15 protein-coding genes are annotated in these 14,129 nt (G+C 67.0%); 8 read left to right on the top strand and 7 right to left on the bottom strand.

What is annotated here, in order from left to right; all coding sequences use genetic code 11:
* Positions 1–53: 53 nt before the first annotated feature.
* Positions 54–530 carry an HvfA family oxazolone/thioamide-modified RiPP metallophore gene (locus tag AC5P68_RS09000; RefSeq protein WP_033833324.1) on the bottom strand — a complete coding sequence of 159 codons (477 nt, stop codon included), beginning with the start codon at positions 528–530 and terminating at the stop codon, positions 54–56.
* 95 nt (positions 531–625) lie between these two features.
* Complete coding sequence (locus tag AC5P68_RS08995) at positions 626–1,270, bottom strand: HvfX family Cu-binding RiPP maturation protein (protein ID WP_033833325.1); 645 nt, start codon at positions 1,268–1,270, stop codon at positions 626–628.
* Between the two features lie 341 nt (positions 1,271–1,611).
* On the opposite strand from AC5P68_RS08995, the gene AC5P68_RS08990 reads away from it, so the two are divergent.
* The 6 genes from AC5P68_RS08990 to AC5P68_RS08965 all read left to right on the top strand — a co-directional run bounded on the left by AC5P68_RS08990 (position 1,612) and on the right by AC5P68_RS08965 (position 7,540).
* Positions 1,612–2,406 (top strand): alpha/beta fold hydrolase, encoded by a 795-nt coding sequence (locus AC5P68_RS08990; RefSeq protein WP_049453220.1) that lies wholly within the window; start codon positions 1,612–1,614, stop codon positions 2,404–2,406.
* A 3-nt stretch (positions 2,407–2,409) separates the two neighbouring features.
* Positions 2,410–2,955 (top strand): redoxin family protein, encoded by a 546-nt coding sequence (locus AC5P68_RS08985; RefSeq protein ID WP_288419823.1) that lies wholly within the window; start codon positions 2,410–2,412, stop codon positions 2,953–2,955.
* A gap of 57 nt (positions 2,956–3,012) precedes the next feature.
* The gene (locus AC5P68_RS08980; RefSeq protein ID WP_111108434.1) at positions 3,013–3,753 is read left to right on the top strand and encodes a response regulator; all 741 of its coding nucleotides are present in this window, start codon (positions 3,013–3,015) and stop codon (positions 3,751–3,753) included.
* Positions 3,750–5,063, top strand: coding sequence for a sensor histidine kinase (locus AC5P68_RS08975; RefSeq protein WP_288419822.1), 1,314 nt, complete (start codon positions 3,750–3,752; stop codon positions 5,061–5,063). The genes AC5P68_RS08980 and AC5P68_RS08975 overlap by 4 nt, the downstream gene beginning before the upstream one ends.
* A gap of 125 nt (positions 5,064–5,188) precedes the next feature.
* Complete coding sequence (locus tag AC5P68_RS08970; RefSeq protein WP_288419821.1) at positions 5,189–6,202, top strand: hypothetical protein; 1,014 nt, start codon at positions 5,189–5,191, stop codon at positions 6,200–6,202.
* 78 nt (positions 6,203–6,280) lie between these two features.
* Complete coding sequence (locus AC5P68_RS08965) at positions 6,281–7,540, top strand: MFS transporter (RefSeq protein WP_288419820.1); 1,260 nt, start codon at positions 6,281–6,283, stop codon at positions 7,538–7,540.
* A gap of 4 nt (positions 7,541–7,544) precedes the next feature.
* On the opposite strand, the gene AC5P68_RS08960 is transcribed toward AC5P68_RS08965, so the two are convergent.
* Complete coding sequence (locus tag AC5P68_RS08960; RefSeq protein WP_049430380.1) at positions 7,545–8,492, bottom strand: nucleoside hydrolase; 948 nt, start codon at positions 8,490–8,492, stop codon at positions 7,545–7,547.
* 342 nt (positions 8,493–8,834) lie between these two features.
* Here AC5P68_RS08960 and AC5P68_RS08955 point away from each other — a divergent pair, with 342 nt between their 5' ends.
* Positions 8,835–9,230, top strand: coding sequence for an SMI1/KNR4 family protein (locus tag AC5P68_RS08955; RefSeq protein WP_049430378.1), 396 nt, complete (start codon positions 8,835–8,837; stop codon positions 9,228–9,230).
* 443 nt (positions 9,231–9,673) lie between these two features.
* Positions 9,674–10,006, top strand: a complete 333-nt coding sequence (locus AC5P68_RS08950; protein WP_049430377.1) for a hypothetical protein — start codon at positions 9,674–9,676, stop codon at positions 10,004–10,006.
* Positions 10,007–10,077: 71 nt separating this feature from the next.
* On the opposite strand, the gene AC5P68_RS08945 is transcribed toward AC5P68_RS08950, so the two are convergent.
* The 4 genes from AC5P68_RS08945 to mdcB form a co-directional block, all read right to left on the bottom strand.
* Positions 10,078–10,797, bottom strand: a complete 720-nt coding sequence (locus AC5P68_RS08945) for a GntR family transcriptional regulator (RefSeq protein ID WP_005408509.1) — start codon at positions 10,795–10,797, stop codon at positions 10,078–10,080.
* A gap of 105 nt (positions 10,798–10,902) precedes the next feature.
* The gene (locus AC5P68_RS08940; protein WP_288415917.1) at positions 10,903–12,270 is read right to left on the bottom strand and encodes an SLC13 family permease; all 1,368 of its coding nucleotides are present in this window, start codon (positions 12,268–12,270) and stop codon (positions 10,903–10,905) included.
* 104 nt (positions 12,271–12,374) lie between these two features.
* Entirely contained in the window at positions 12,375–13,295 is a 921-nt protein-coding gene (gene mdcH, locus AC5P68_RS08935; RefSeq protein ID WP_033833334.1) for a malonate decarboxylase subunit epsilon, read from the bottom strand.
* Positions 13,292–14,107, bottom strand: coding sequence for a triphosphoribosyl-dephospho-CoA synthase MdcB (gene mdcB / locus AC5P68_RS08930; protein WP_111173088.1), 816 nt, complete (start codon positions 14,105–14,107; stop codon positions 13,292–13,294). The genes mdcH and mdcB overlap by 4 nt, the downstream gene beginning before the upstream one ends.
* Positions 14,108–14,129 lie beyond the last annotated feature (22 nt).

The following is a 14,129-nucleotide window of genomic DNA, read 5'->3' as shown; positions in this document are numbered from 1 at the left end:
GGATGCTCCAGAGAGAGGGCGCCGCCTTGAAGGCAGCGCCGGGTGAACGTCGATCAATCGGCAACGCGGGAGAACAGGCCCTTCGGCATCGGCTTGCCGTTGGCGGTGTAGACGCTGCGCAGGTAGTCGTGCGCTTCCTGCTCGCTGATGTAACCGTCGTGGTCGGTGTCGATGCGGTCGAACTCGGCGGCGCGCTTGGCGGCCACAGCGTTGAACTCGGCACGCGAGACCTTGCCATCGTGGTCGCGGTCAGTGCGGGCAAACGAGGCGTCGCCGCACTTGCCTTCGCCACACTGGCCCTCGGCCACCTTGGCCTTGCCGGCGGGCTTGCCGGTGGTGGCCTTGTTGGCCCCGCACTTGCCTTCGCCGCACTTGCCTTCGGCGGCGGCGCTCATGGCCACCGCGCTGATCGCCAGCGGTTGGATCGCTGCGGCCTGGCCGGCCAGCAGCAGGCCACCGGCCAGGGCGATGCCGATGGCACCAATGCGCGGCAGGCGGGAGGAGGGGGTGTTCCTGGTCGAGATGGACATGGTGATGACTCCTTGGGAAAGCACGCGGGGCGTGCGGGATGGACGCCGCCGAGGAGGCGACGGAAAGCGAAAGGCGCGGGAACAGGGGAATCAGCTCAGGCGGCGTGGCGACGGCGCAGCAGATAGCCCAGCAGCAGCACGCCGCCGAGCAGGGCACCGCCGAAGCCGATGCCGGGCAGCAGCGCCGCAACCGGCAGCAGCAGGGCGATCAGGCTGACGCCCCAGCCCAGGCCGTCATTGCCGACAGCGGCATGCTGTGAGCCGGCCAACAGCCGGTCCACGCTGAGCGCGCCACCGCCGTTGAGGATCAGCGGCAGCAACATGGCCAGGAACAGCAGCGGCAGCTTGAAGTTGCCGTAGCCCTGGTCGGTGATCGCATAGCCCTGCCAGAGTTCACCCAGGCCGTTCCATTGGTCGGGCCAGTGCACGGCGGCGATGGCAACGATGGTGAGGACCCAGAAGACGTAGGCCACCGAGCGCGTGGCCAGGCCGAGCAGCAGCATCACCGCGCCCACCAGTTCCAGCCAGGTCGCCAGCTGCCAGTTCAGCGAGGCGGGCAGGGCGGAGAACGGGAACGGGAAGCGGCCTTCCAGGTCGGCGAACCAGTTCTGGCCGCCCAGCTTCTCGCGGCCGGATTCAAAGAACTCCCAGGCCAGCAGGGTGCGCAGCGCCAATGGCGAGAGCCAGCGGCCGACGGCGTCCAGGCGGGGGGTATACATGGAAGAGGCGGTGCTGATCATGGTGGTGTCCTGCGGGCCAGTGGTCGATGGAGGCCATTCCAGGCGGCGCAGGTATCGGCAACGTGTGCCGTTGCCCGGGATTTTGTCAGCGACTGTGGCCGCGGCCGGGTTTCGTACAGTCAGATACAAAGACGATGCGTTGACGCACATCGGGGCGTTGCGCGCCCGCGTGCGGGGAGCGATATCCACCCGGTAGCGCCCGGCCAGGACCGGCGCCCGAATGTATCCCACTGTAGAAACCCGCCTGCGCCCTACAGTCCGGTACAACTCCGCGCCGCGGAGAAACAGCGGTGATACACCGGCAGGCGGAAATGGCCACTCCCAACACCGGAGTGCCACCCATGATCCGTACCTCGTTGCTTGCCGCTGCTCTCGCCCTTGCCGGCGCAGCCGCCCCCGCCTTCGCTAGCCAGGCCGATACCGCTGCACCGCCCACCGTCATCCTGGTGCACGGCGCCTTCGCCGATGGCTCCAGCTGGAGCAAGGTCATCAGTACCCTGCATGACTGGAAGCTGCCGGCGGTGGCCGTACAGAATCCGCTCACCTCGTTGGCCGACGATGTCGCCGCCACCCGCCGCGCGATTGCCGCCGCGCCTGGCAAGGTGGTGCTGGTCGGCCACAGCTGGGGTGGCACGGTCATCACCGAAGCGGGCAATGACCCGAAGGTGCAGGCGCTGGTGTACGTGGCGGCCTTCGCACCGGATGCAGGGCAGTCTTCGGCGCAACAGGGCGAAGGTTTCCCGGTCGGTCCGGGTCTGACCCGACTGCGGGAAAGGGATGGGTACCTGACCTTGCCGGCTGATGCCATCGCCCAGGACTTCGCGCCGGACGTGATGAAAAAATCGGCCGCACTGCTGTACAGCACGCAGGTCCCGTTGAAGGCCAGCGCGCTGGGCGAGGTGGTGAACGTTGCGGCGTGGCGCAGCAAGCCGAGCTGGTACGTGCTCAGCCGCGATGACCGCATGCTGTCGCCGCAGCTGCAGGCCGCGACCGCACGTCGCATCGGTGCACAGCTGCAATCGATCGGCAGCAGCCATGTGTCGCTGCTTTCGCATCCGGCGCAGGTGGCCGACAGCATCCTGGAAGCGGCGGGGGTGAAGCCGGCGGAACTGCCACTGGCCGAGCAGGGGGGCTGAGCGATGGCCGCACTGCGTGCGTACGTGCTGCCGTTGCTGATGGGCGTGCTGGGTGGGGCTGCGCTGTTGATGGCCTGGCCCAGTCCGGAGGCCGATGCGCAGCCGGCACAGGCCGTTCCCGCCGCCGGGTTCGACGGTGGCGGACCCTGGCACAACAGCCCACCGCTCACACTGGAGCAGTTGCGGGGGCAGGTGGTGCTGGTCGAGTTCTGGACCTACACCTGCAGCAACTGCCTCAACGTGGCGCCGCATGTCCACCAGTGGCATGCACGCTACGCGTCGCAGGGCCTGAGGGTGATCGGCGTGCATACGCCGGAGTTCGCCTATGAAGGGCTGCCCGGCAACGTGCGCAAGGCCATCGCACGGTTGGACATCACCTGGCCGGTGGTGCAGGACAACCAGTACCGGATCTGGAACGCCTGGCGCAACCGCTTCTGGCCCGCGCTGTACCTGCTCGACCGTCAGGGGCGGTTGGTCTACCGCCATTACGGCGAGGGCGACTACGCACGTACCGAAAGCGAGATCCAGCGCCTGCTGGCCAACGCCTGAGCCGCGCTACCATGGCCGCGCAGCGCGGCCCTGACCTCCGTCTTCATCGAGAACGCAATGAACCACGTACCGCATATCTTGGTCGTCGACGATGACAGCGAGATCCGTCAGATGCTGGCCGATTACCTGCAGCGCAACGGCCTGCGCGTGAGCCAGGCCGACGGTGGCCGGGCCATGCGCGCGCTGATGGATACCCATGCCGTGGACCTGGTGGTGCTGGACGTGATGATGCCGGGCGAGGACGGCCTGAGCCTGTGCCGCAACCTGCGCGCCGGCAAGCATCGTGCGGTGCCGGTGGTGCTGCTGACCGCCCGCGACGACGAGACCGACCGCATCATCGGCCTGGAAATGGGCGCTGATGACTATGTGACCAAGCCCTTCTCTTCGCGCGAACTGCTGGCACGCATCAATGCGGTGATCCGCCGCACGCAGATGCTGCCGCCGAATCTGCAGGTGAGCGAAGCAGGTCGCCAGCTGGCCTTCGGCGAGTGGCGCCTGGACACCACCGCACGCCATCTGCTGGATGCGCAGGACACCGTGCATCCGCTCAGTGGCGCCGAGTTCCGCCTGTTGCGCGTGTTCCTCGATCACGCCAATCGGGTGCTCAGCCGTGACCAGCTGCTCAGCCTCACCCAGGGCCGCGATGCCGAACTGTTCGACCGCTCGATCGATCTGCTGGTCAGCCGCGTGCGGCAGCGCCTGGGTGACGACGCACGCGAGCCGACCTACATCAAGACCGTGCGCAGCGAAGGCTATGTGTTCAGCGTGCCGGTGCAGTTGCTGGGGCCGGACGAATGAACACCACCGCACACCGCCCACGCTGGCCGCGCACGCTGTCGGCGCGGCTGCTGCTGGTGCTGCTGGGTGGATTGGCGCTGGCCCACGCACTGTCTTTCGGCCTGCTGTTCTTCGAACGCTACCAGTCCACCCGCAGCATGATGCTGCGCAACCTCGATGAAGACGTGGCCGTGAGTGTCGCGCTGCTGGAGCACCTGCCCGCAGGCCAGCGCGCGGCCTGGGTGCCGCGGCTGGAGCGGCGCACCTACCGTTACCTGCTGCGCCCGGCTGCGGCCGGGCCGGGACTGCAGACCGATCGTGCACGCCAGGTCACCGCGATCATCGACGACAGCCTGCAGCGCCGCTATCCGTTGGAGGCGCGCCAGGTGGCTCGCCTGCCGGAGCGGTTCGAGGTGGAACTGCGCCTGCACGACGGCACTCCCTTGACCATCGAGGTCACCCCGTCGGGCCTGCCGCTGGCGCGCTGGCTGCCCGCCGTGTTGCTGGTGCAGCTGGCGCTGCTGCTGGTGTGCGCGTGGCTGGCGGTGCGCCTGGCCATGCGCCCGCTGCAGCAGCTGTCGCATGCGGTGGAGCATCTGCAGCCGGGCAAGGACGGGCCCGAACTGCCTGAAGATGGCCCGGCGGAAGTGGGCGGCGCGGCGGCCGCGCTCAACGCACTGCAGGCACGCATTCGTGGCCATGTCACTGAGCGTCTGCAGATCCTGGCCGCGATCTCGCATGACCTGCAGACCCCCATCACGCGCATGAAGCTTCGGGTGGAGACCCTGCCTGAAGACAGCACCCAGCAGCGGTTGCTGGACGACCTCGACCACCTGGGTCAACTGGTGCGTGAGGGCGTGGCCTATGCGCGCAGCAGCCACGTCGCCAGTGGCGCACCGATGTCGATGGACCTGGGCGCGTTCCTGGCCAGTGTGGTCGGCGATTACGAGGACATGGGCAAGCCGGTCAGCGGTGGTGCGCCCGCTGGACTGGTCGTGCAGACCTGGCCGCAGCCGCTGCGCCGGGTGGTCGGCAATCTGGTCGACAACGCATTGCGTTACGCCGGTGCCGCCGAGGTCGAGGCGGGCCGTGATGACGCCGGCAGAGTGTGGATCAGCATTTCCGACCGTGGCCCTGGCATTCCCGAGGACCAGCTGCAGGCAGTGCTGGCGCCGTTCCATCGGCTGGAAAGCTCGCGCAACCGCGATACCGGCGGCACTGGCCTGGGCCTGGCCATCGCGGTGCAGCTGGCACAGTCGCTGGGCGGCTCGCTGAGGTTGCACAACCGCGAGGGCGGCGGCCTGCGGGCGGAACTGCAGCTGCCGGGGTAACGGGCGGGGTCGGATCCCTTTGCGGGAGCGAAGGGCTCTGACCCCGATGTGGGATCTGCGACGTTCCTGCACGGCTTCGGGATCGGCGATCATCTGCAGGGAGTGTCGAAACCAGGAAACACGCAATGCAGGGAACGCAGCATTCAATCCGGCGCCCGCGCCACGCCGCGCTGCTGGTCGGTCTACTCGCGCTGGCGGCCTGCCAGCGCACACCGGATGCGCCGACCGGGGCACCCGCAGCGGGCGCACCGCTTGCCGCCCCGGCCACCGCAACAGACCTCTCTCCGCTGCTCGATGCCCTGCCGACCTGCGCGCTGGACGGCTGGTACATCGATCAGCAGACCGCCCGCCCGGCCCACCCCTGGCTGGCCACGAATGCACCGAAACCCTGCAAGGAGGACGAGGAGAACGAAATCGCCACGTTCTGCGTGCAGGGGCAATGGAAGGGGCTGCCGGTGGAGGAGGTGATCCTGCCGACGATGACGTTCGTTTCGTTCCGTGGGGCCAGGATCGGCCTGCCGCTGGAGAAGGCACGTCCCATCGTCCGCCAGCGCTTCGGGCAGGAATTCCCGGGTGGCGCGGCTTACGAGGAGGGTCGCGAGCCGAAGCTGCTGGCCGACCCGGAGGATGTGCAGCGTTCGTGGCTGCTGTGCAGCACCCCGGAACTGGGCCACGACGTGGACAGCGAGGGAAGCATCAGCTATTCCGGCATGAACCTGCCCTACGACCACGACGGTTGCAGCTACCGCTACAGCCCGGTCGACTTCTGCGATGCGCGGCACCGCGGAGCCATCGAAGATGCGCTCCAGCACCAGGCGCCCAATTTCAACCAGCACTATCTGCTGGTGCAGGTCGATGATCGTTCCGAATACTTCCAGCGCACGCTGGTGCTGGTCGATACCCGCACCGGCAGGGCGACGCCATTGCCGATCGATGCCTTCACCGGGCCGGCGGGGAAGGGCGGAGACGCAACCGGCTACGGGACACTGGAAACGGGCGTGGACCAGCCGCAGTTCTGCCTTGATGGCGCCTTGCTGGTCTACCGCGTGTTCGAGGAAGGGCGGTTCTGCTTTGGCTTTGACGGTGAGCGCTTCACCGGCCATGAAACCCAGTACATGCAGGCGACGGATAGCCGATGACCGGTATTTCACCCCGGCCATGACATCCTGCCCCGAACCTGCGCAACCGGGATCGAGGCTGTTGAAGGCGAATACGCAATGACCGCGGCGCGGCAGCGCTCGATGTGGGTGGCGGGCCTGTCCACGGTAGTGGAGTGGTACGACTTCACTCTCTACCTGTACTTCGCCACGGTGTTGTCGCGGGTGTTCTTCGGCGGCGGCGAACAGGCGCTGCTGGCCACCCTGGCCGGCTTCGCGGTGTCCTACCTGATGCGTCCGCTGGGCGCGCTGTGCTTCGGCCACCTGGGCGACCGACTCGGCCGGCGCTGGATGCTGCTGGCATCGATGGCGTTGATGGCAGCGGCGATGCTGGCCACTGCACTGCTGCCGACAGCGGCCATGGCCGGAACGACGGCGGGTGTGCTGCTGCTGGTACTGCGCTGCGTGATGGCGTTTTCGGTGGGCGGCGAATACACCGGGGTGGTGGCGTACCTGCTGGAAAGCGCACCGGCGCAGCGACGTGGCCTGGTGACCTCGCTGGCGTCCGCAGCCAGCGAGGTGGGTGCGCTGCTGGCGGTGGCGATCTCTGCGGTTACCGTGGCGCTGCTCGCGCCCGCGCAGCTGGACAGCTGGGGCTGGCGTATTCCGTTCTTCGTTGGCGCGGCGCTGGCACTGGTGATCCTGGTCGCGCGCTCGGGCATGCACGAGTCGCCGGAGTTCGAGCGGCAGCGCCGCGAGGGCAGCATTCCCGCGACGCCGCTGAAGCATGTGCTGCGCAACCATCCGCTGGCGGTGGCGCGCACGTTCGCGATCTCGGCGCTGGGCTCGATTACTTACTACGTCGGCATCACCTATGTGCCCGCATTCCTGCATGCGCGGGGCCACGATGAGGGCGATGCGCTGTGGCTGTCGACGATTGCGGCCGTGGCGGTGATCGCGATCACGCCCCTGTGCGGCGCATTGTCCGACCGTGTCGGACGACGGCCGGTGCTGTTGGGCCTGACCGTGCTGGCAGCGCTGCTGCCGCTGTCCTTGTTCGCGTGGATGGCGCAGGCGACGCCGCTGGGCATCGCGCTGGCCGCGGTGTTGCTGGCCTGCGTGGCCGGTGGCGTGAGCGCGGTGGCGGCCCCGGCCACGGCCGAGCAGTTCCCCGGCGAAGGGCGGGTGAGTGGGCTGGCACTGGGCGTGACCATGGCCACGGCCTTCTTCGGCGGGGCAACGCCCTGGCTGGCGCAATGGTGGGTGGAACGCAGCGGCTGGGCGGCGGCGCCGGGCGCGATGATCGCGCTGGTGGCGGTGCTGGTGCTGCCGGTGCTGTGGACCCTGCCCGAGACGGTCCCGGGCAGGGCCAAGCGCTAGCGGGTCAGACCTTCAGGGTCTGCTCGATGTCGGCCAGCACGGCGGCCGCATCGACGCCGATGGCAATCGACTGCACCACGTGGCCGTCCCACACGCTGGGGCCGAACGCCAGGCCTTCCGGCTTAGGAATGGTCATGCCGCGGGCGACGCCGTCGGTGGCCACGCGCACGCTGGCGCGCTCGAACTGGAACAGCTCCGGACGGGTCAGCGCGATGCAGGCGCAGCAGTCGTGCACGACCATGCCCTTGTGGCCGGCCTGCAGGTAGAAGTCCACGTAATCCTGCGACAGCGCACGCACCAGTTCGGCATCGGCACCACCGATCGCAGCCAGCTTGTCCAGGCCGTCACGGTCCATTTCCACGCGGGTGGTCACGTCCAGGCCGATGGCGGTGACCGGCCAGCTGGCGGTGAACACCACGTCGGCCGCTTCGGCGTCGCCCCAGATGTTGGCCTCGGCGGCCGGGGTGATGTTGCCGTTGACGTGGAAGGCGCCGCCCATGATCACTACGCCGCGCACCAGGCCGGCGATGTCCGGCGCCTGCTGCAGGGCAAGGGCCAGGTTGGTCATGCGGCCGACCGCGACCAGGGTCACCTCGCCCGGATGGGCGCGGACCAGGTCGATGATCAGCTGGTGGGCGGGGCGCGCGTCGGCGGCCACGTCCAGTTCGGCCGGCACCGCGTGGTTGCCCAGGCCGTTGTGGCCATGGATGTGAACCGGCCAGGCTTCCGGGGTGGCTTCCGGCTGCAGCGGGCCGCCGGCACCGCGTGCGACCGGGGCGGCAAAGCCCCAGGCCTGCTTCAGGTACAGCGCATTGTGCGTGGTCGACTCCACCGAGGCATTGCCGAAGGTGGTGGTGACGCCGATCAGGTCGATCTGGGCGTGCTTGTGCAGGTACAGCAGGGCCAGGGCGTCGTCGACGCCCGGGTCGGTATCGAAAATGACTTTCAGCATGTTGTTGTTCTTCTTCTTCCGTGTGGTGCGGGGGGCGCCGGCGGCCCGGAAGCAGGCCGGCGCGCCCTACATTGTCCCATCTTCATGACAGGCAGAGCGAACCGGGGCGCCGGTGGGGGCATATCATCGCCTTCAAGGTAGGGTATCGACTCGAACCGTTTGAGAGCTGTCCTGCCAGACTCCGAACCATCTTCATCGATGATGAGCCAGTGCCACTTTGCATTGCCGACACCTACTATGCAGAGAACGGCAGCACTTCCGTATTTGAAGAGCGCACCTGGCTCATTGGCTGGAGGTGACTCCTTGGTGGAAACAATTGCAGAGAATTTCAGGAAGATAGCGATGAAATATCAACTAACAGAAGGGCAGCTCAATGGCCCAGCTCAACTTTCGGCCATTGATAGCCTGCCAGAAGGATTGAGAACGGCACTCCCTAAGAGCTACCTTGAATTCCTTAAGACTCACGACGGCGGCGAAGGATTCATTGGCGATAACTACATCATTTTTTGGAGGGCAGAAGAGCTGGTTGATTTCAATCGTGAATATGAAGTCGAGACGGATGCGCCCGGTGTATTTTTGTTCGGCTCCAGCGGGGGAGGAGAAGCATATGGATTCGACATGTGGGATGTCGCTATGCCGGTAGTAATGATTCCTTTTATAGGCATGGATCGTCAATACGCCATCTTGGTAGCGGCCGACCTTCCAGATTTATTCGTGCAATTGGCAGAGCGAGAATGATTGGCCTGGATAAGCACGAACGCCCTAAAGGCATGGAGCTGTTCGAGCTTAGACCCGTTATCGTTGGTGGTGATCCGGTCAGCCCTGAGAATAAAGCCTGGTTGACGAGAGAGCAGCATTTCGAGGCTGTGCGCTACTGGAATAGGATTGTCAGAAGTCTGCGTGATGGGCCGAAGTAGCTGGAGATAGAAAGGTGTAGAGGGAGTAGGTCGGGAGCGGCCAGCTGCTATATCAGACATCTTGAATTGCTAAGCGAACCGGAGGATGTCCGGCTCGTGCAAGATGCTTTGTAGAATTCCTGCAGGTCTGACTAAAATGCCTGGTCAACATTTATCGATAGCCCCGCAGAATATTTATTCGAACGGAAATTCGATGAAAAAAGCCGCGCTGCAACCAATGGATCAGTCGCGGTGGGTATGCCCCCCTGCTCAAGGAGCTGCGCCATGCTGGTGGTAACCCTGGTCCTGGTCGCCCTGGTATTGGGCTTGAACCTCGTCGCCACCTTCGTGGTGCTGGGGCGCGAAGAGGTGTCGGCAGGCGGCCGGACGGTGCAGTTGCTGCTGGTCTGGCTGCTGCCGCTGGTCGGCGCCATCCTGTGCATGGCGGTGGCCACGGCCGATGGCTCGGGCAGCCGGGGGGATGGCGGCGGAAGCCATGACACCTCCGTTGGCTATTCCAGTGACAACCACAGCCATCACAGCTACAGCAGCTCCGACTGCGGAAGCGGCGACAGCGGTGGGGGTGGTGACGGCGGCAGCTGCGGTGGCGGCGATTGATGAGACGTTCCAGGGTGCCGGCCAAGGTCACGTCCTGGTAGTGCCGGCCGCTGGCCGGCAACCTCATCCGCTCAACCGCCGCCTTCGGTCGGCAACGGCGCCGGCACGTTCAACAGCCCGCCTGCTGCCACATAGGCGGCCAGAGCCTGGCCCTGGCTCAGCAGATGGCGCTCCATGGTGCGTTCGGCAGCCTGCGCGTCGCGGCGGCGGAAGCACTCCATCAGCTCGCGATGTTCGGCCAGCGACTGCGCGGTGCGCCCCGGTGTCAGCAGCTGGCGGCCGCGATGCATCTTCAGGATGCGATGCAGATCGTGGGTGATGCGGATCAGCCACGGGTTGCCGGCGTAGTGCTGCACGGTTTCGTGGATCAGGTAGTTGTTGCGGTAGTACTCGGCGATGTTGCCCTCGGCTGCCGCGGTTTCCATCGCGGCATGCAGGTCTTCCAGCTGCTGCACGCCGGCATCGTCGATGTGCCTGACCGCCTCGTGCGCGCAGCGGCCTTCCAGCATCGCCATTACCGGAAACAGCTGGTTGAGGTCTTCCAGCGTCAGTCGGGTGACCCTGCTGCCACGACCCGCGTCAATCTGCACCAGACCTTCGGCGGCCAGCAGCTTCAGCGCTTCGCGCAGCGGTGTGCGGCTGATGCCCAGTTCTTCGCACAGCGCGGGCTCGTCGATCCACTCACCCGGCGGCAGCCGGTAGTCATAGATGCGCTCGCGCACGTGTTCGGCCACCTCTTCGTACAGAGGTGCGCGCTTCTTCGGTGACCGCGGGGCAGGGGCAATGGCCATGGAGGAAGTGTACCGCCAGGTAGTGCCGGGCGCTGGCCGGCAACCCATGATCGCTGGATGACTTCATGGGATTGCCGGCCAGCGGCCGGCACTACCGTTGGGTGGTTACATCCAGCCCGGTACCACGAATACCAGCCAGGCCAGCAGCGGCCCCAGGGCTACCACCAGGCCGCTGTAGACCAGGAAACGGCGGAACAGGGTCTCGCGTTCCTCCTTGGCTGCCGAAGCCACCACCAGTGCGCCATTGGTGGAGAACGGGCTGACATCGACGATGGTGGACGACACCGCCAGCGCGCAGATCACGCCGGCGGCGCTGAGGTGACCCTGCATCAGGAACGGTACCGCCAGCGGAATCGTGGCGCCCAGCACCGCAGCCGACGAGGCGAATGCGGAGACAATGCCGCCGACGTAGCAGACCAGCAGCGCGCCGAGCAGCGGAATGCCGATGTCGGACACGCCATTGCCGATGAAGTCCACCGCGCCGGCATGTTCCAGCACGCCGATGTAGGTCACCACACCGCAGATCAGCAGCACGGTGGACCAGCTGATGCCATCCACCGCGCCCTTCTGGCTTTGTGGCGACAGCAGTGCCAGCGCGACAGCCACGGTGATCGAGACCAGGCCGACGTTGAGGTTGTAGATCAGCGCGGCCACGCCCAGGCCGAGCAGGCCGATCAGGGTGAACAACCGCTCGCGGGTCAGGCTCACCGCATCCAGTGCCGCCGGATCATTGCTGAGCGTGCCGCCGCCAGCTGCGACCAGCGCGCCATGGCCTTCAATGGCGAATTGCCGCGACGATGCCTGCGGGCCACCGGCCATCGCCAGCTCGGCATTGCCGATCGTTCCGGCCGCGGTGATCGAGCCACGCCGCAGCAGGACGATGCCGCCGAACGCGAAGAAGCAGATCGTCGCCATCATGAAGTTGAAGCCCAGGCTGGTCAGGAATACCGCCATCTCGGTCACTTCCAGCCCGGCTTTCTGCACCACGCCGTTGGTGATGCTGCCGTACACGCTGATCGGCGAGAAGCCACCGGCCTGCGCGCCATGGATGACCAGCAGGCCCATCATCAGTGGATTGATGTTGTACTGCTTGGCAAAGCGCAGCGCGACCGGACCGATGATCGCGACCGCCGCCGGGCCCAGCGCACCGAACGCGGTGAGGACTGCGGTGATCACGAACATCACCCACGGAATGGCCACGATATGGCCGCGCACGGCTTTTACTGCCCAGTGCACCAGCAGGTCGATGGTGCCGTTCTTCTGCGCGATGGCGAACAGATAGGTGATGCCGACCAGGGTCAGGAACAGATCGCCGGGAAAGCCAGCCAGGACCTCCTTGCCGCCCATGTCGACCCACAGCCCGCCGACGATGAAGGCCAGCGCGAAAGCGACGGCACCCATGTTGATTGGCATCGCGGTGGCGACGATGAACATGATCACCAGACCGATGATCGTTGCGATTTGTGGACTCATGCGCCCTCCCAGACACGTGACTCACGTACAGCGCGGATGGAGACCCGCCATCCCGGGGTAAGGCGACGTACGGCCTGTTGCGTGATACGTACTGCTCGAACCCGTTACTGCAGCCGCTCCAGCGCGCTGCGGACCCAGGCCGCGGCGCCTTCAAGGCTCTGAAACTCTTCCACAGCGCGCACCTCGCAGCACGGGTAGGCCGGCGCGACCATGCGCGCCAGCGCGTTGCCCGGGCCCAGCTGCAGGAACACGCGCGTGCCGCGCTCGAAGGCCTGGCGCATCACCTGCGCCCATTCGATGGTCTGCGTCAGTTGCAACGACAGCGTGCTGACTGCCGTTGCGCGGTCCCGCACCGGTCGCGCATCGATGCCGGCCAGCAGCGGCAGGCGTGGGGCCTGCAGTGGCGATGCATCGAGTGCGGCAGCGAACGGTGCGACCGCCGCCGCCAGCAATGGTGTGTGTGCGGGCACGCGCACCGGCAGCACACGGATGTCCGCGCCCTGCGCCCGCGCTGCATCGGCCAGCCGCTGCAACGAGGCGTGCGTGCCGCCCACGATGAAATGGTCCTGCCCGTTGGCGATGGCCACGTAGGTGCCCTGCGCATCACACAGCGACTGCAGGCTGCGGCGGTCCAGCCCGAGCACTGCCTGCAGGCCTGCATCGGCGGGGCTGGCGCTGTCCATCAACTGCGCACGTTGCACAGCCAGCGCCAGGCAGGTGGTGGCATCGAAGCTGCCGGCGATGGCGTGCGCGGCGAGCTCGCCGATGCTGTAGCCGGCCACCAGCACCGGTGCAGGCACCGCTTCGCGAAGGCCCTGCCAATGCGCGAGGCTGGCTGCACACAGCAAGGGCTGCGCCAGAGCATTGTCGAAGCGCGATTCGTCAGCAGCTGCCGCGAACACGTCGCGTCCAAGCACTGCGCTGGCGGTCTCCAGTACGTCGCGCACGGCGGGCAGATCGCGCACGCGGCCGAACATCGCCGCATGCTGCGCACCTTGGCCGGGGCAGAGCAGGGCAAGGCTCATGCGACCTCCTGCTGCAGCAGGAACCAGGCACAGGCCAGCAGGTCGGCACTGCCGCCGGGGCTCAGCCGGCGTGCGACGAATCCATTACCGATGCTGTGCAGGCGTGCCTGCCAGCCGGGTACGAAGACGCCGCCGGCATCGAGGAAGCCTCGCGCCTGTTGCTGGGCCCAGCGCAGGCCGTTGGCGCCGCCACGGTGCAGCAGGTTGAGGTCATCCACGCACGCGATCAGCTGCACCAGGGTCTGGCACATCGCGGCCTCGCGTGACAGGTCGCTGGCCAGCGCGTGGCGCAGGGTAGGCAGTGCCACCTCGCGCAGCAGCGGGTAGCCGGCGGCCGCTTGTTCGCGCACACCCTGCACGCCGTGCCGTGCGCGCGCGCGCTGGCCAGGGCTGTTCGCATCCAGCGGTGCGCCGGCGAGCTCGGCAGCCCAGCGGCGCACTTCCTGGCAGACCTGCTCGGCTGCGATGGCACCGCCCGCGCGGCCCCGACAGGCAGCGGAAGCCGCCACCAGCAGGCCAAGGCTGAAGACCGCGCCGCGATGGGTATTGATGCCGGCGGTCGCGCGCAGCATCGATATCTCCGCAGCGATGCCGTGCCGGCGCAACGTCTGGAACGGCGCCGCGCTGACACCGGCGTCGGCCACGGCGACGAAGTAGTGGCGCAGCGCGAACAGGCTGCGCAGGAACGTGCCGGCGTCCATGTCGTGGTGGCTGCCGCTGTCGAAGGGGGTGACCAACCCTGGCTTGGGTGCAAGGGCGAGTTCGGCGTGCAGGCTGGCGATGGCGAGGCGCCCCAGACGCGCGCTGTCCACGGCAGCTGGCCTGACCGCCGGT

It is taken from the genome of Stenotrophomonas sp. YJH_SMC_58 (assembly GCF_059369635.1).
This window is presented reverse-complemented; position numbering and strand designations above follow the sequence as displayed.